Below are 15510 nucleotides of genomic sequence, written 5' to 3'. Positions count from 1 at the left end.
GGCGGACGGTCTGGGATCCGTTCCCGTCTCAGAAGATGACGATCGAGTCGACCTCGCGCCCCTGGAGCTGGCGTCGACCGCCGAGGTCGGCCAGCTCCAGAAGCATGCAGATGGCCTCCACCGTGGCGCCGGCCTGCTCGATGAGGGAGATGGACGCCGCAGCCGTTCCCCCGGTGGCCAGCACGTCGTCGATCACGAGGACGCGAGAGCCCCGGGTCACCGTCTCGGGACGCAGCTCCATACGGGCCGTGCCGTACTCCAGGGAGTAGTCCACACCGATGACCGGACCGGGCAGCTTGCCGCCCTTGCGCACGGTGATCATGCCGATGCCGAGCCTGACCGCCAGCGGCGCGGCCAGGATGAATCCGCGAGACTCCAGGCCCGCCACGGCGTCGATCCGACCGCGGTAGTGGTCGGCCAGTCCGTCGACGAGCTCGGCGAAGGCCTGGCCGTCAGCCAGGAGCGGGGTGATGTCCCGAAAGAGGACCCCGGGCTCGGGGAAGTCGGGGATCTCCCGCAGGTGGCTCATGACCAGCCTGGTCAACGACTCGGGAACCGTCTCGGAGTGGGCCACGGAGGTGGTCATCTGCGCTTCTTCTTCCTCTTGGGCTGAGCCGCCACACCGAGGTGGTGGCCAGGGGTGACGGGCGAGGCTGCCGGAGCCGCGTCAATCTTAGCCAGCTCCTCGACGTCGTCGCCGGCCTCCTCGCGGCGCTGCTGGCGCGCGGCCGCCACCCTGGCAGCCTGCTCCTTGATGGTCTTCTCGCGGGAGCGCAGGTCCACCAGCAGCGGGGTAGCCAGGAAGATCGAGGACAGGGTGCCCGCGATCATGCCGATGAACAGGGTCAGGGCGATGTCGCGCAGCGTGCCGGCGCCCAGGATGAAGGCACCGACGATCAGGAGCGAGGCCACCGGCAGCACGCCGACCACCGAGGTGTTGATCGAGCGGATGAAGGTCTGGTTGACCGCGAGGTTGGCGAGCTCGGCGTAGGTCGATCGGCTCTGGGCCTCGAAGCCGTCGGTGTTCTCACGGATCTTGTCGAAGACCACCACCGTGTCATAGAGGGAGTACCCCAGGATCGTCAGCACACCGATGATCGTGGCCGGGGTGACCTCGAAGCCGGACAGCGCGTAGATGCCCACCGTGACGACGATGTCGTGGCACAGGGCCAGCAGGGCCGCCACGGCCATCTTCCAGGTACGGAAGTAGGCCCAGATGAGCAGTCCGACGAAGACGAAGAACAGGACCAGGCCGCGGGCGGCCTTCTTGGTGACGTCGGAGGACCAGGTCGGTCCCACGGTCGTGGCCGAGACGTTGGAGGCGTCGGTCTTGTAGGCGGTGGCGAGCTCGCTGGCCAACGAGTCGAGGCGCTCCTTGCTCAGCTGGCTGGTCTGCACGCGCACCGAGGACGAGCCCATGGTCGTCACCGACGAGCCGGCCGTGAGGTCGTCCTTGGACAGGACCTCGTTGGCGGGGTGCTCCGAGGGTGAGGACAGGCCCGTCACCGTGATCTCCGATCCGCCCTTGAAGTCGATACCGGGAGTGAGTCCCACGGTGGCCAAGAGCGTGGCCGAGCCGGCGATGACAACGACCGCGATGAGGTACCAGAGCCGTCGCTTAGCGACGAAGGGGATGGACGTCTTGCCCGAGTAGAGCTCGTTACCGAGCGTGGCGAGAGACTTCACTTCGTCTCACCGTCCTTTCCGTCACCGGCCGTGGCATCGACCGCCTCATCCTCCGCCTGCTCAGCCGCGTCATCGGCTGCCTCCTCGGCAGTCTCGTCCGCGCTGTCATCCGGGCTCTCGGCGGCCTTACGGGCCTCAGCCTTGCGGCGAGCCAGGGAGCCGGCCACACGGTCGGCCACGGCCTCGCGCCCCTTGCCGTAGGTGGACGACGACGTCGCCCCGAGGTGCTCGGGGTCCAGGCCCGAGAGCCGGTGACCCTCACCGAAGAAGCGGAAGCGGACGATCCACTCCATGAACGGGTGGGTGAAGAAGATGATGATGGCCAGGTCCACGCAGGTGGTGACCCCCAGGGTGAAGGCGAAGCCCTGCACCCCGCCGACGGCGAGGAAGTACAGCACGATCGCGGCCACGAGGTTGACGGCGTCGGAGACGAGGATCGTGCGCCTGGCGTGCTTCCACCCCTCATCGATGGCCGTCTTCAGGGTTCGTCCCAGACGCACCTCGTCGCGCACGCGTTCGAAGTAGATGATGAAGGAGTCCACCGTGATGCCGATGGAGATGATGAGTCCGGCCACTCCCGCCAGGGACAGGCGGTAGCCCATGGTGGCGCTCAGCGCGGCGATCACCAGGTAGGTGCCGGCGGCGGCCACCACCAGGGAGGCCACGGCCACCACCGCCAGGCCGCGGTACTGCCAGGCCAGGTAGAGGATGATGAGTCCGAAGCCGATGAGTCCGGCGATCAGACCGTTGCGCAGCTGCTCGGTGCCCAGGGTGGCGGAGATCTGCTGCTCGGACTGAACCGTGAAGCTCAGCGGCAGCGAGCCGAAGGAGAGCTGGTTGGCCAGCGTGTTGGCCTGGTTCTGGTTGAAGCCGCCGGTGATCTGGACCCGGCCGTCGGTGATCGGCGAGTGGACGTCCTGATTGAAGCCAGAGGCCATGATGGTCAGACCGTCCAGGACGATGGCGAACTGGGCCTTGGCCTGGTCGTTCTGGGCCTGCTGGGACTGAGCGCCCTGGGTGCCGGCGGCACTGGCCTGGTCACGGTAGGCCAGCAGGCGCTTGGACAGCTCGGAGAACTTCTTGGTGCCGTCGGGGTTGAAGGCCAGCGAGACGACCCACTTGTTGGTGGCCTGTCCCCGCGAGTCGGTCTCCAGGCCCGAGCTGGCGCTCTTGAGCTCGGTGCCGGTGATCTCGGCCGGGCCGAGGATGTAGGCGCCGTGCTGCTGGGAACCGGCCTCCTTGGAGCAGGAGATGACGGCGACCTTGGGGTCCTGCGTCTGACCAGTGAGGTTCTTCGGGTCGGAGCAGTCGGTCATGTAGCCGTCGTAGAGGAGCTGCTCAGTGATCCAGGAGTCTGAGGAGTTGTTCTTGTCCTGGTCCTGGGAGGGCAGCGGGTCGGAGGAGATGACGCCGTCCTGGTTGACGTCCGCCAGCTGCTTGGCGATCTCCTCGGGAGTCCTGGGCTGCGCGGTGGACTCGGCGGTGGGCGCCGAGGTGGCGGCGGGCTGCTCGGCCGAGGCGCCGTCCTGCCCCTCCTGCCCAGTCGTCTGATCGTCCTCGCTCGAGCCGCCTTCCTCGCCTGCGGAGTCCTCGGCCGGCTGGGTGGCCTCCTCGCCGCCGGCGTTGGGGTCGGGCTGGACCTCGGACTGAGCAGTGGGCTGGTCCGTGGGCGCCTGGGTGGCCCCGGCGGAGGGGTTCTGGCTGGCGATGTTCTTGGCCGCCTGCTGGGCGCTGCCCGGCAGGATGCGGATGACCGGTCGGAAGTACATGACGGCGGAGGTCCGCACCAGCTCCAGGGTCGCCTGGCTGGGCTTTCCGGGCAGCGAGACCACGATGTTCTGACCGCCCTGGCGAGAGATCTGGGCCTCGGAGACACCGGAGGCGTCCACGCGCTGGCGGATCACCTCAATGGCCTGCTCGACATCGTTGTCGCTGATTGACGAGCCGTCGGAGGTCGTGGGCGTCAGGATGATCTGGGTGCCGCCTTCGAGGTCGAGGGCGAGGCCGGGCGTCAGCGACGCCTTGTGCCTCATGGTTCCCGCCACCAGCGCACCGAAACCGATGATGAGGACGAGGATGAACATCAGGAGGCGGCGCCCGGGGCGCTTTCGCTGCTTACTGGACACGTGGTCCCTTCCTGGGGTGGGTGGGTTCGGGTGGGTGACCCGACGGCGGGGTGAGTGCGGGGTGGTCGACACGGCGGCACGGGCCTGAGCCGGTGGGCTCACAGCGCTGGAGCAGGGCCGCTCAGCAGGGCCAGGGTCATGCTCGGGACTGCTCAGCGCCGAGGGGCCTGATCGATCCGACGTCGTCGGTACCGGGTTCACCGGGTTCGCGGTCGGCCGGCCGCGGACCGGTGAGCGTGGCGGAGGCCGAGCGTCAGGACTGCGGCTCGGCCGTGTCCTGATCGGACTCCCGGGCGTCGTCGTCAGCCTGCTCGCCCTCGTCCTCCGACTCCTCGTGGGCTCCGGCCGATCCGAAGGGCGGCTCCTCGATGGCGGCGATGGCCCGCTTGCTCCACAGGGTCTCATCGCCCAGAGGCGTGGCCAGCGTGACCACGTCACCGTCAACCTCCACGACCGTCCCGTAGAAGCCGCCGATGGTGCGCACCCAGTTACCGGGCACCAGGCCCTTCTCGGTGCGGCGCTGCTGCTCCTCCTGCATCGCGCGCTGCCTACGGCTGACGAACCACATCATCAGGAGCATCCCGATGAGCATGATCCAGAGGAAATACTGCGGCATGGAGGCTTCTCCGTTTCGACTAGGCAGTCTCGGCTGATGCAGACCTACGACCGTCACAGGTCAGCAATGGTGAGTCTAGGGCACGTAGGCAACAGCGTTACCTGCCGCTGGCGAGTGGTCGGGCACAACTAGGTACCAACCGGTCACGAATTGATTACATTACCCGGTTGCCCGTCAGGAGAACAATGCTCCGTCCGCAGGGGGCTCAAGACCCAGGTGGGTGTAGGCCGCTGACGTGGCCGCTCTTCCCCGCGGGGTGCGCACGACCAGTCCCTCGCGCACCAGGTAGGGCTCGGCCACAGTCTCCACCGTCTCGGGCTCCTCCCCCACGCTGACCGCCAGCGTCGTCAGCCCCACCGGGCCGCCCCCGAATCGCGTGCACAGGGCCTCGAGCACCTGACGGTCGAGGCGGTCCAGCCCCAGGGCGTCAACCTCGAAGACGTCCAGGGCGCCGCGGGCCGCCGTCAGGTCGAGGCGACCGGGCCGTCCATGAACCTCCGCCCAGTCCTGGACCCGGCGCAGCAGCCGGTTGGCGATGCGGGGCGTGCCGCGCGAGCGAGAAGCCAGCTCCTTGGCGGCGTCCGCCTCCAGGCTCACCCCCAGCAGGCCCGCACTGCGCGTGAGGATCCGGGTCAGCTCGCCCGGCCCGTAGTAGTCGAGGTGCCCGGTGAAGCCGAAGCGGTCCCGCAGCGGGGCGGGCAGCAGACCCGCCCGCGTGGTGGCGCCGACCACGGTGAAGGGCGGCAGCGACAGGGGGATGGAGGTGGCGCCGGGCCCCTTCCCCACGACGATGTCGACGCGGAAGTCCTCCATCGCCAGGTAGAGCATCTCCTCGGCGGTGCGGGCCAGCCGGTGGATCTCGTCGATGAACAGCACGTCCCCCTCCTCCAGGGAGGACAGGATGGCGGCGAGGTCCCCGGCGTGCTGGATGGCCGGCCCCGAGGTCAGGCGCAGGGAGCCGTCCACCTCGGCGGCGATGATCATGGCCAGGGTGGTCTTGCCCAGTCCGGGCGGGCCGGACAGCAGGACGTGGTCGGCCGTCACCCCGCGGGCCAGGGCGGAGCGCAGGACCACCGAGAGCTGACCGCGCACCACCTCCTGGCCGGTGAAGTCCTCCAGGCGCTTGGGCCGAAGGGCTGCCTCGGCGGCCCGCTCGGTGGCGTCCGCGCCGCCGCCGACCAGGCGCTCCTGGCCGTCCTGCCTCGCATCATCCACGGTGCCCGCCTCCCAGCCACCTCAAGGAGGCCCGGAGCAGAACCGCCATGTCTGGGCTCTCACCGGCCTCGGCGTAGTCGGCCTCGACGGCGGCCACGGCCTGGCCGGCACTGGCCTCGTTCCAGCCGAGCTGAACCAGGGCGGCGACGACGTCGGCGTTGGGCACTGCGCCGTCCAAGGCGGTTTGCGGGCTCCCTCCCCCCGCCTCCTGCGAGGCCGACGGCGCGACGTCGAGGTCGTCACCGGTGACGGGGCCGAGCTTGTCGGCCACGTCCAGGATGACGCGCTGGGCGCCCTTGGGGCCGAGCCCGGGCACCCGGGTGAGGGCCGCGACGTCCTGGGAGGCGATGGCGCGCCGGAGCGTGTTGGGGGTGTGGACCGCCAGCATCGCCAGCGCCAGCTTGGCCCCGACTCCCTTGGCGCTCATGAGTGTGCGGAAGCTGTCCCGCTCGTCGGCGTCAGCGAATCCGAACAGCGTCAGGGAGTCCTCGCGGACCACCAGCTCGGTGTGAACGAGGGTCTCCTCGCCGACCCTGAGGCCGGACAGCGTGGTGGGCGTGGCCTGGATGCTCATGCCGACACCACCGGTCTCGATGACGGCACCGGTCAGGCCGACACTGAGGACAGTGCCGCGCAGGGAGGCGATCATGGGCAGCTTCTCCTGGACGTTCTCGGTGAGTCGGACGGACTCAGGCAGGGGTGGACGGACTCGAACACCTGTTCGGATCCTAGCAGCCCATGGCTGTTGGCGCCGTCAGCGCCGCACCCGCCGCGGGTCGACGGCTCCGGTGCGTCGAGCGGCGGCCTGGGCGGCGGCCCACTGGCGCTGCGCGGGTGTGCGGGCGGAGACGCGTACCGCTCCTCCGGCCGAGACCATCTCGGTGGCGTCGTCCGTCCCGGTCCCACCACCGCGCCAGCCGTGGCAGATCGCCTGGGCGAGCGCGTCGGCGGCATCGGCCGGTCGGGGCGGGGTGCCAAGGCCGAGGATGCGGGTGACCATGGCCTGGACCTGCATCTTGTCCGCAGTTCCCGACCCGGTGACGGCGGCCTTGGCCTCACTGGGCGTGTGCTGAGCGACCTCCAGGCCCGCGCGCGCCGCCGTGGCCATCACGGTGCCCATCACCTGGGCGACCCCGATGACGGAGCGCAGGTTGTCCTGCGCGAAGACCCGTTCGACGGAGACGACCGAGGGCCCCAGTCGGGCGATCCAGTCCTCGACGGCCTCGGTGATGGTCAGCAGCCGCAGCTCGGGGCTCTGCGACGGAGGGGTGCGCACGACACCGACCTCCACCAGGCGGACCTGGCGGCGGGGGTCGACGTCCACGCATCCCAGGCCGCAGCGGGTCAGCCCGGGATCGATCCCCAGGACCCGCTGCTGAGCGACGACGGCGCGAGCCGAAGGCGGCCGGGTGCCTGTGGCGCCCAGGGGCTCAGTCCTCGTCGTTGGAGAACTCGGCGGCCACCTCAGGGCTGAGGTCCACCGAGGTGTAGACGTTCTGGACGTCGTCGGAGTCCTCCAGGGCGTCGATGAGGCGGAAGACCTTGCGGGCGCCGTCGACGTCGACCTCGACCTTGGTGCCGGCGACGAACTGGACCTCGGCGGAGTCGTAGTCCATGCCGGCCTCCGTCAGGGCGGTGCGCACGGCGATAATGTCACCGGGCTCGGAGTAGATCTCGAAGGACTCCCCCATGTCCTCGACCTCCTCGGCGCCGGCATCCAGGACGGCCATGAGGATGGAGTCCTCGTCCACGCCATCGGCCTTGGCGACCTCGACGACGCCCTTGCGGGTGAAGTTGTAGGCCACCGAGCCGGGGTCGGCCAGGTTGCCGCCGTTGCGGGAGAAGGCCACGCGCACGTCGGAGGCGGCCCGGTTGCGGTTGTCGGTGAGGCACTCGACGAGGAAGGCGACGCCGCCGGGGCCGTAGCCCTCGTACATGATGGTCTGCCAGTCGGCGCCACCGGCCTCCTCACCGCTGCCGCGCTTGACAGCGCGGGTGATGTTGTCCGCCGGGACGGAGTTCTTCTTGGCCTTCTGGATGGCGTCGTACAGGGTGGGGTTGCCGGTCGGGTCGCCGCCCCCGGTGCGGGCGGCGACCTCGATGTTCTTGATGAGGCGCGCGAAGAGCTTGCCGCGCTTGGCGTCGATGGCGGCCTTCTTGTGCTTGGTGGTGGCCCACTTGGAGTGACCCGACATATGTGCTCCTTGGGAGTCGATGAGGAGGGCGCAGCCGGACGCAGTCAGACCCGGCGCGTCACCATGGAGACGAAGACGTCGTGGACCCGGTGGTCGCCTCCGACCTCCGGGTGGAAGGACGTGGCGAGCAGGGTCCCTTGACGAACCGCGACGATCCTACCGCCGTCGGCCCCGCTGGCCCCAGCCGCACGTCCTGCGCGGGTCGTGGCGAGGATCTCGACACCGGGGCCCACCTCCTCCACCCAGGGAGCCCGGATGAAGACGGCGTGCAGTGGCCGGTCCCGCCCCGCCCCCAGCGCCGGGGCGATGAGATCCTCCTCGTAGGAGTCCACCTGGCGCCCGAAGGCGTTGCGGCGCACGGTCATATCGATGCCGCCCAGGAGGGCCTGTCCCTCCTCCGCGCCCTCGACACGGTCGGCCAGCATGATCATCCCGGCGCACGACCCGTAGACGGGCAGGCCCTGACCGATCAGCTCGCGCAGCGGCTCGAGCATCCCGAAGGAGACCAGCAGGGTGCTCATCGTCGTCGACTCCCCACCGGGGACCACCAGCCCGTCGAGCCAGTCTGCCGGGGCCCGTCCCAGGTCAGCGACGCGGCGCACGACGACGGGGCGCGCCCCTGCCGCCTCAAGGGCCAGAGAGTGCTCACGCACGTCGCCCTGGAGGGCCAGGACACCGATCGTGGGACGGGCGTCGGCCGGCGCGGGCGCGGGGAACAGCGCCCGCGGATGACGCGCGTCCATCGTGTGGGCTCGCCGGTGTCGGTTCGGGCTGGTCATCTGGGTCCTTGGTGGTCGTGGTGGTCATGCGGGGCGGAGGCGGCCGTCAGCGCGGCCAGGATCTCGGCGTCCACCGGATCGGTCAGGTCGAGCGGCTCACCGCTCCAGCCGGAGGCGAGCTCGTCCACGAGCGCGGGCAGGCGTACCGGGTAGATCTCCTGGCCCCGTTCCTGGGCAGCCCGCAGCTCCTCGGGGCTCCACCAGGCGATGGAGTCCACGACGTCGCGCTCCAGCGCGGTCCACCCCTCCTTCCCGACAGCATGCCTGGTGGGCAGGCGCAGGAGGAAGAAGGTCTCGTCCTGGCGGCAGGTGACGCTGGCGAAGCGGAAGACCGCCTCCCGGTGGGCGACGGGGCCCTCGAGATCGGTGGGGGCGACGTCGATCCCGGACTCCTCGGCCAGCTCGCGCACGGCTCCGGCCCGCGGCTCCTCACCGGGGCGGAGTCCTCCTCCCGGGGTGAATACCCAACTGTGACCCGGGTCCGCCGCATCGTGCCCCACCAGGAGCAGGATGTCTCCGTCCCGGGTGACGACCAGGACCCGCGCGGCCGCCCTGAAGGGCAGGCCGTCACCGCCCAGAGCCCACTCGGAGGGGTTGAGGTGCTCGCCCCAGTTCTCGGGGACCAGCACCGGATGTCGCCCGTCGGCGGTCAACCGGCCGGGGGCGAAAGGAGAGCTCGATCCGTCCGGGTGCTCGGTGGGGTGGTCGGTGCAGTGACCGGCTGTACGGTCGACATCACCCGGGGAGCCGGTCACCAGCCACGTTCCGCCAGACGGTGGGGCTCGGGAATCTCGTCGACGTTGATGCCGACCATGGCCTCCCCCAGGCCTCGGGAGACCTCGGCGATGACGTCGGGGTCGTCGAACTGGGCGGTGGCGCGCACGATCGCGGCGGCGCGCTTGGCAGGGTCGCCGGACTTGAAGATGCCCGAGCCCACGAACACGCCCTCGGCCCCCATCTGCATCATCATGGCGGCGTCGGCGGGTGTGGCGATACCGCCGGCGGTGAACAGGACGACGGGCAGGTGCCCGGTGCGAGCGACCTCGGCGACAAGCTCATAGGGTGCGGCGAGTTCCTTTGCGGCCACGTAGAGCTCATCCTCGGGAAGGGAGGTCAGGCGGCGGATCTCGTCGCGGATCGTGCGCATGTGGGTCACCGCGTTGGAGACGTCGCCGGTGCCGGCCTCACCCTTGGAGCGGATCATGGCCGCCCCCTCGGTGATGCGGCGCAGCGCCTCGCCCAGGTTGGTGGCGCCGCAGACGAAGGGGACGGTGAAGGCCTGCTTGTCGATGTGGTGGGCGTAGTCGGCTGGGGTGAGGACCTCAGACTCGTCGATGTAGTCCACACCGAGGCTCTGGAGCACCTGGGCCTCCACGAAGTGGCCGATGCGGGCCTTGGCCATGACCGGGATGGAGACGGCCTCGATGATGCCGGTGATGAGGTCGGGGTCGCTCATACGGGCCACGCCCCCCTGGGCGCGAATGTCTGCGGGGACGCGCTCGAGGGCCATGACGGCGACGGCTCCCGCGTCCTGGGCGATGCGGGCCTGCTCGGGCGTGACGACGTCCATGATGACGCCGCCCTTGAGCATGTCCGCCATGCCGCGCTTGACGGTGAGGGTACCGGTGCTGGGTGTGGTCTGCTCTGTGCTCAATCCTGGTCCTCGGGCCGTGAGCCGTCCCTCGCGCCCGTGCAGGGGCGGGATCGACGGCTCCGTGAAAAGATGCTGACGGGGCGCATGCTACTACTCGGCGCGCGGGCGACCCGGCGCGCTCACGCCGTGAGCCCCGATCCGTCTACAGCCACCCGCAGGTCCGAGCGGCTTCGGATTGGCTCCTACGCGGCTCCGATGAAGGTGCGACGCGCCGAGGTGATGCGATCGAGCAGCTCGGTCTCCTTGGTGGAGAAATCGGCCTGGGCATGGCCGTCCACGGCCTGCTGGCGCAGCTGGGCGAGCTCCGCTGCGCCCTTCTGGAAGACGTTCATCGCGTACACCGCCTGCGGCCCCCGGGTGGCGGCCCAGCGCTTGCCCGCCCTGCGCCCCCCTCCGGTGGTGAGCATCTGAACCTCGGCCGGTGCGAACCAGCCGGCGCGGGCGTAGTCGTCGAGCCGGTTGCGCATGGTCATGCGCTCGGCCCACCGCAGCCACGCCACGATCCCCATGCAGACGGCGAACACCGGAAGATCCACCAGGATGAACATGACCAGTGGACTCCCGGCGGATGCGATGACCCCGTTCCAGATGGCGTGGAGGATGATCGCGCAGACCAGGCCGATGGGGGTCATCCAGACCCAGGCCGCCCGTGAACGGCGCCGTGAGGACATCCCGATGGCCAGGCCCGTGCAGGCGGTGAAGGTGACGTGCGCGAAGGGTGAGAACACGCCTCTCACGATGAAGATGGTGGTGATGGAGTCCCAGTAGTTGATGAAGTACCCGATGTTCTCGGCAAAGGCGAAGCCCGCGGCAACGACGGAGGCGTAGACGAGACCGTCGATGGCGCCGTTGAAGGTGCGCCTCCAGATGAGGAAGATGATGAGTACGCCGAGCCCCTTGGTGGTCTCCTCGATGAGCGGTGCCGAGACGACCGCGGAGATCTGGAAGGCCCCCTCCAGGCTGAGCGTCGACTCGGCGGCGGCGTAGAGCACGGTGGTGTTGACCAGCATGGAGATGGCGGTGGCCACACCGGCTCCCCACAGGAAGGCCACGATGAGGGTGGGCAGTGGCTCGGGCTCCCATCGGTCGATCCAGTACACGACGACGAGCACGAGCCCCAGGGGGATCATCGCCAGGAGAATCGCCGCGGACAGCACGGAGGAGTCCGAGGCCGAGCGGGAGGCGATCCAGATGACGATGATCATGAGGAGAGCCCCGATGGAGGCGAGAACCAGACGTGCGACGAGCTCACCCGTCCTTCTCGCGGAGTGGGGACCGGGACGGGTCCAGGCCGGCGCGGCCTGCTGCTGACCGGTCTGTCCCGCGGGGGCGAAGGGCGCGCTCTCCCGGTGAACCTGGTAGCGCTGTCCCGTGCCGGGAAGCGGACTGGGGCCGGCGGAGGTCTGGGGCAGTCCGCTGGAGCGCCGGTATCCGGGGCGGGGCGCCCACGGGCTGGGAGTAGTACTCATTGGTTCACCTCGGTTGCACCTCGTCGTCATGAGCCGGCTGCACCTCAGGGGTGGTGTCGTCGTCGGCGTCGAAGGTCTGGGGCATGGGGGCGTGCCCGGCCAGGTGACACACCCGAACGAGCAGCCGGCTCCTGAGCGCCTGGGCCTCACTGACGTGGGTGTTGTGGAACCTGCGGGCCAGGACCAGACGGGAGCAGGCCCGGTCCAGCCGCTCGAGCGCCGGCACGCTCAACGGGTCCTCGGACAGGTCCCGACGAGCGGGCTCGGAGACCACCGTGCGCAGGACCCGGCTGAGGTCGGACTCAATGAGGGCCCGGCTGCGGGCGCTCCGCACGGTTCCGGCGGCGCCACCAGCGGGATCCGGTGCGGCATCGAGGCGCGGGGAGGTGTCCAGACCGTCGTCGACGATCGGCCCCTCGGCGTCCAGCGCCTCACGGGCGGCGCGGCTGAGCAGCAGCCCGGAGGCCGGGTCCAGAGCCCTGGTGGTGGCCAGGTCCGCTGCGGCCTCGGCCCGGTGAACGAGCTGGGCCTCGAGCGTGGCCCGCGATCCCAGGACCTGTCGGTGCAGCCGGTCCACGCGGACGGCTCTGGCGTACAGGGCCCATCCGATGGCCACGGCCAGCCCGACGAGCAGCACGACGACGCTCCACACCGGGACCGGGGTGGCAGGACCCGCCCAGGACAGCATCGGCACGGCCTGGCCTGCACCGGTTGAGAGGCCGGCTGCCTCTGTCATGGCCGTCGTCATGGTTGCCATTGTCGGTCCCTCGTCACTCCTGAGATGGTCAGCATCGGTCGTCGCCGAATCGGTTCCTGCACTGTGCGCCGCTCTGGTCGTGCGCCGGTCGGATGCTACGAATGCTAGTCGTCCAGTGCGTCTCGCAGCCGTCCCAGCATCGTCCGTGAACCGGGCGCGGGTGCCACCCGGGTGTGGGCGGTGGACAGGGCCATGTCGTAGACGTCGAGGACCTCATCGGTGACCGCGGACCAGTCGTATCGCCCGACCACCTGGCAGGCCGCCTCCTGGCGGGCCTGAGCGGCAGGAGCGTCCTGGAGGGCATCGATGACGACCCGGGCCAGGTCATCGCTGTCCTCGTTGCGGAACAGCGCCCCGTAGCGTCCTTCGGCGAGCACGTCGGAGAAGGCCTTGAGGTCGGAGGCAATGACCCGGGTTCCTGCGGCCATGGCCTCGACCAGGACGATGCCGAAGGACTCCCCGCCGGTCTGCGGAGCCACGTAGCAGGTGGCCGAGGCCAGCATGGCGGCCTTGTCCTCATCACTCACTCCTCCCAGGAAGACCACGGAGTCGCCGAAACCGGCGAGCTCGTCGCGGATCTCCTGGGCCTGGCCGCGACCGGCGATGAGGAAGCGGGCTCCCGGGACGGACCTCAGCACCGTGGGAATGGCGTCGGCGAGGACCCGCAGCCCCTTGCGGGGCTCGTCGAGACGTCCCAGGAAGGAGATGGTGGGGGCCTCGTCCGTCCCGCGGAAGCGGGGATCGTCCTTGGAAGCGGAGGCGAAGGGAGCGACATTGACCCCGTTGGGAATGACGATGGCGTCGCCGCCGTGGTACTGGATGAGGGTGCGCCGGGCCTCCTCCGAGACGGCGATACGGGCCGAGAGCTTCTCCATGAGCGGCACCGTCGCCGGGCTCAGCAGCTCACGTGCCAGCGAGCGGTCCATGGCGGCGTGGAAGGTGCCCACCACCGGGCCGGTGGCGGCCTGGAGGGTCAGCATTCCGACGCTGGGAGTGATGGGCTCGTGGATGTGCAGGATGTCGAACTCCCCGGCCTCCAGCCAGCGCCGGGCCCGCCGGGCCACGAGTGCGCCGAAGTTCAGCCGCGCCACCGAGCCGTTGTAGGGAATGGCGATGGAGTCGCCGGCGCTGGTGACCCAGTCCGGCAGGTCGGTGTCCTGAGAGGCCGGAGCGAGGACCTGGACCTCGTGGCCGCGTCGGAAGAGCTCCCCGGCCAGATCCATGACGTGGACCTGGACGCCTCCGTGCGCGTCGAAGGAGTAGGGGCAGACGATGCCGATCCTCATAGGCCCTCCCTGTGCCTGTCGTCGGTCTGCTGCTCGCGGGCGTGGCTGCGGGCCAGGCGCTCCTGGTCCAGGTCGGCGTCGAAGACGGGCTGGAGCATGTGCCAGTCCTCAGGATGCTCGGCGATCAACGGCTCCAGCTCGGCGACCCAGTCCCGGGTGTGCGCCACGACCTGCTCCCTGCCCGCCAGGTTCGGCGGCGACGGAACCTTACGGGCTGTCAGAACCAGTCCCCAGGGCGATCTCGCCCGACGACGTCGCTCACCGCTGAGCGGCTCGTAGTGGATCGATACGGCGTACAGGGGACGGTCCAGGCGCTGGGCGATCGCGGCTGGTCCGGCGGCCACTCGGGCGGTGGCGGTGCCGAGCCGGGCGGTGATACCGGCCGAGGACAGGTCCCGGTCGGCCAGGAGAGCGACGACGTAGTGCCCCCCGCGCGCCGTCTCAAGGAGACGGTCGAAGACCTTCTCCCCGTGCGCCTGGCCGATGATCCGCATGCCCAGCCCCTCGCGGAAGGCGACGAACTGCTCGAAGAGGTCGTCGGGCTTGAGGCGCTCGGCGACGGTCAGGACGGTCGCGAGCTCGCGGCAGGCCCAGGCGCCGATGAGGTCCCAGTTGCCCATGTGCGGCAGCGCCATGACGATGCTGCCCGCGCGCAGGTCGTCATGAAGCCGAGGATCGAGGTCGGCGCGCACTCGTGCGAGAACCTGGTCCGGCGTGAATCCGGGCAGGGCGAAGGCCTCGTAGAAGTAACGCATGTAGGAGCGCATTCCTGCTCGGGTGGTCCGGCGCAGTGCGCGCGGCGGCGTTCCCGGGGGAAGGATGCGCGACAGGTTGCGCTCGAGCTGCCCCACGCCGGTGGTGGCGCGCCGTAGGCGGTGCCAGGCCCACAGGACGTCCGCGACAGTGTGCGCCATGCCGTAGCCCAGGGGCGCGGGCAGACGGCGGGTTCCGCGCCAGGCCAGCCGGTAGGCGTCGGAGACGGTGGGCAGGCGCATCCTCATGCAGGATCTCCCTGCGACCGCATCTGCTGGTAGACGGTCCACACGCGCTGGACCACGGTGATGAAGGAGGCGATCGCCACGTAGACGAGTGCGACGGTGAGCACCCACTGGGGCGCGCCCAGGCCCACGACGAAGGTGGCTCCGAGCGCGACGAGGAGGCGGTCGGTGCGCTCGGCGATCCCCACCTTGGCGGTGGCGCCGATGGACTCGGCCCGCGCCCGGGCGTAGGGGACGGTGGCCGCCAGGACGATGGCAGCCAGGGCGGCCACGACCGTCACGGTACGCAGGGTGCCGGCGGGCATGGACAGTGAGGCCCAGGCCGCCAGGGACCCCAGGACGGCGCCGTCGGCCAGACGGTCCATCGTGGAGTCCAGGAAGGCTCCGAACACCGAGCTCCTGCCGGTGGCCCGGGCCAGGATGCCGTCGAAGGAGTCGGCCACCAGCACCACGAGCAGGACGAGGGGCCCGGCCACGAAGTGTCCTCGGGGCAGGAGGGTGACCGCCGCCGTCACCGACAGCACCGTCCCGGTGACGGTGAGCATGTTGGGAGTCACCCCGAGCCGCCCGAGTGCGAGGGCGGGGCGGGTGAACAGGGCCTTGGTCAGACCGCGGCCGTGGTTGCCGAGCATGAGGTCCTTAGGTCTTAGGTGGAGGAGTCGGAGTGACGATCACGGAGGTGGGCTGAAGCGTGCTGGAACAACGAGAAGGAGCGCACCCGCCATGATG

Annotated in this window: 16 protein-coding genes; all 16 read right to left on the bottom strand. The window is 70.0% G+C overall.

What is annotated here, in order from left to right; genetic code table 11:
* Positions 1-28: 28 nt before the first annotated feature.
* A complete protein-coding gene (locus EL340_RS03325; protein ID WP_126413404.1) occupies positions 29-586 on the bottom strand; it encodes an adenine phosphoribosyltransferase in 558 nt (185 codons plus the stop codon).
* Entirely contained in the window at positions 583-1686 is a 1104-nt protein-coding gene (gene secF, locus EL340_RS03320) for a protein translocase subunit SecF (RefSeq protein ID WP_126413403.1), read from the bottom strand. Before secF ends, EL340_RS03325 begins: the two co-directional genes overlap by 4 nt.
* Positions 1683-3812: a protein translocase subunit SecD gene (gene secD / locus EL340_RS03315; protein ID WP_126413402.1), complete on the bottom strand. Its 2130-nt coding sequence runs from the start codon at positions 3810-3812 to the stop codon at positions 1683-1685. Before secD ends, secF begins: the two co-directional genes overlap by 4 nt.
* A 253-nt stretch (positions 3813-4065) precedes the next feature.
* Positions 4066-4428, bottom strand: a complete 363-nt coding sequence (gene yajC, locus EL340_RS03310) for a preprotein translocase subunit YajC (protein WP_126413401.1) — start codon at positions 4426-4428, stop codon at positions 4066-4068.
* Positions 4429-4602: 174 nt separating this feature from the next.
* Positions 4603-5643 carry a Holliday junction branch migration DNA helicase RuvB gene (ruvB, locus tag EL340_RS03305; RefSeq protein ID WP_126413400.1) on the bottom strand — a complete coding sequence of 347 codons (1041 nt, stop codon included), beginning with the start codon at positions 5641-5643 and terminating at the stop codon, positions 4603-4605.
* A complete protein-coding gene (gene ruvA / locus EL340_RS03300) occupies positions 5636-6292 on the bottom strand; it encodes a Holliday junction branch migration protein RuvA (RefSeq protein WP_126413399.1) in 657 nt (218 codons plus the stop codon). Before ruvA ends, ruvB begins: the two co-directional genes overlap by 8 nt.
* A 105-nt stretch (positions 6293-6397) precedes the next feature.
* Positions 6398-7003 carry a crossover junction endodeoxyribonuclease RuvC gene (locus EL340_RS03295; protein WP_164719412.1) on the bottom strand — a complete coding sequence of 202 codons (606 nt, stop codon included), beginning with the start codon at positions 7001-7003 and terminating at the stop codon, positions 6398-6400.
* 70 nt (positions 7004-7073) lie between these two features.
* Positions 7074-7838: a YebC/PmpR family DNA-binding transcriptional regulator gene (locus EL340_RS03290; RefSeq protein WP_126413397.1), complete on the bottom strand. Its 765-nt coding sequence runs from the start codon at positions 7836-7838 to the stop codon at positions 7074-7076.
* A 44-nt stretch (positions 7839-7882) separates the two neighbouring features.
* Complete coding sequence (pdxT, locus tag EL340_RS03285; RefSeq protein ID WP_126413396.1) at positions 7883-8617, bottom strand: pyridoxal 5'-phosphate synthase glutaminase subunit PdxT; 735 nt, start codon at positions 8615-8617, stop codon at positions 7883-7885.
* Positions 8614-9246 carry an NUDIX hydrolase gene (locus tag EL340_RS03280; RefSeq protein WP_232023284.1) on the bottom strand — a complete coding sequence of 211 codons (633 nt, stop codon included), beginning with the start codon at positions 9244-9246 and terminating at the stop codon, positions 8614-8616. Before EL340_RS03280 ends, pdxT begins: the two co-directional genes overlap by 4 nt.
* A gap of 122 nt (positions 9247-9368) precedes the next feature.
* Positions 9369-10271, bottom strand: coding sequence for a pyridoxal 5'-phosphate synthase lyase subunit PdxS (gene pdxS / locus EL340_RS03275; protein ID WP_003785789.1), 903 nt, complete (start codon positions 10269-10271; stop codon positions 9369-9371).
* Between the two features lie 182 nt (positions 10272-10453).
* Complete coding sequence (locus EL340_RS03270) at positions 10454-11740, bottom strand: PrsW family intramembrane metalloprotease (protein ID WP_126413394.1); 1287 nt, start codon at positions 11738-11740, stop codon at positions 10454-10456.
* 4 nt (positions 11741-11744) lie between these two features.
* Entirely contained in the window at positions 11745-12488 is a 744-nt protein-coding gene (locus tag EL340_RS03265; RefSeq protein ID WP_408608560.1) for a hypothetical protein, read from the bottom strand.
* A 113-nt stretch (positions 12489-12601) separates the two neighbouring features.
* Complete coding sequence (locus EL340_RS03260) at positions 12602-13783, bottom strand: glycosyltransferase family 4 protein (protein WP_126413392.1); 1182 nt, start codon at positions 13781-13783, stop codon at positions 12602-12604.
* Positions 13780-14784: a phosphatidylinositol mannoside acyltransferase gene (locus EL340_RS03255; RefSeq protein ID WP_126413391.1), complete on the bottom strand. Its 1005-nt coding sequence runs from the start codon at positions 14782-14784 to the stop codon at positions 13780-13782. The genes EL340_RS03260 and EL340_RS03255 overlap by 4 nt, the downstream gene beginning before the upstream one ends.
* Positions 14781-15413, bottom strand: a complete 633-nt coding sequence (gene pgsA, locus EL340_RS03250; protein WP_126413390.1) for a phosphatidylinositol phosphate synthase — start codon at positions 15411-15413, stop codon at positions 14781-14783. The genes EL340_RS03255 and pgsA overlap by 4 nt, the downstream gene beginning before the upstream one ends.
* Positions 15414-15510 lie beyond the last annotated feature (97 nt).

The organism is Actinomyces viscosus (assembly GCF_900637975.1).
Taxonomy (GTDB): domain Bacteria; phylum Actinomycetota; class Actinomycetes; order Actinomycetales; family Actinomycetaceae; genus Actinomyces; species Actinomyces viscosus.
Note: the sequence above shows the minus strand (reverse complement) of the source record. Positions and strands in the feature narration are given on the sequence as shown.

Coding starts and splice junctions, on each gene's coding strand:
- EL340_RS03270 (WP_126413394.1), bottom strand. CDS start 11,740: ATGAGTACTACTCCCAGCCCGTGGGCGCCCCGCCCCGGATACCGGCGC.
- ruvA (WP_126413399.1), bottom strand. CDS start 6,292: ATGATCGCCTCCCTGCGCGGCACTGTCCTCAGTGTCGGCCTGACCGGT.
- pdxT (WP_126413396.1), bottom strand. CDS start 8,617: ATGACCAGCCCGAACCGACACCGGCGAGCCCACACGATGGACGCGCGT.
- EL340_RS03290 (WP_126413397.1), bottom strand. CDS start 7,838: ATGTCGGGTCACTCCAAGTGGGCCACCACCAAGCACAAGAAGGCCGCC.
- EL340_RS03255 (WP_126413391.1), bottom strand. CDS start 14,784: ATGAGGATGCGCCTGCCCACCGTCTCCGACGCCTACCGGCTGGCCTGG.
- EL340_RS03325 (WP_126413404.1), bottom strand. CDS start 586: ATGACCACCTCCGTGGCCCACTCCGAGACGGTTCCCGAGTCGTTGACC.
- EL340_RS03265 (WP_408608560.1), bottom strand. CDS start 12,488: ATGACGACGGCCATGACAGAGGCAGCCGGCCTCTCAACCGGTGCAGGC.
- yajC (WP_126413401.1), bottom strand. CDS start 4,428: ATGCCGCAGTATTTCCTCTGGATCATGCTCATCGGGATGCTCCTGATG.
- EL340_RS03260 (WP_126413392.1), bottom strand. CDS start 13,783: ATGAGGATCGGCATCGTCTGCCCCTACTCCTTCGACGCGCACGGAGGC.
- pgsA (WP_126413390.1), bottom strand. CDS start 15,413: ATGCTCGGCAACCACGGCCGCGGTCTGACCAAGGCCCTGTTCACCCGC.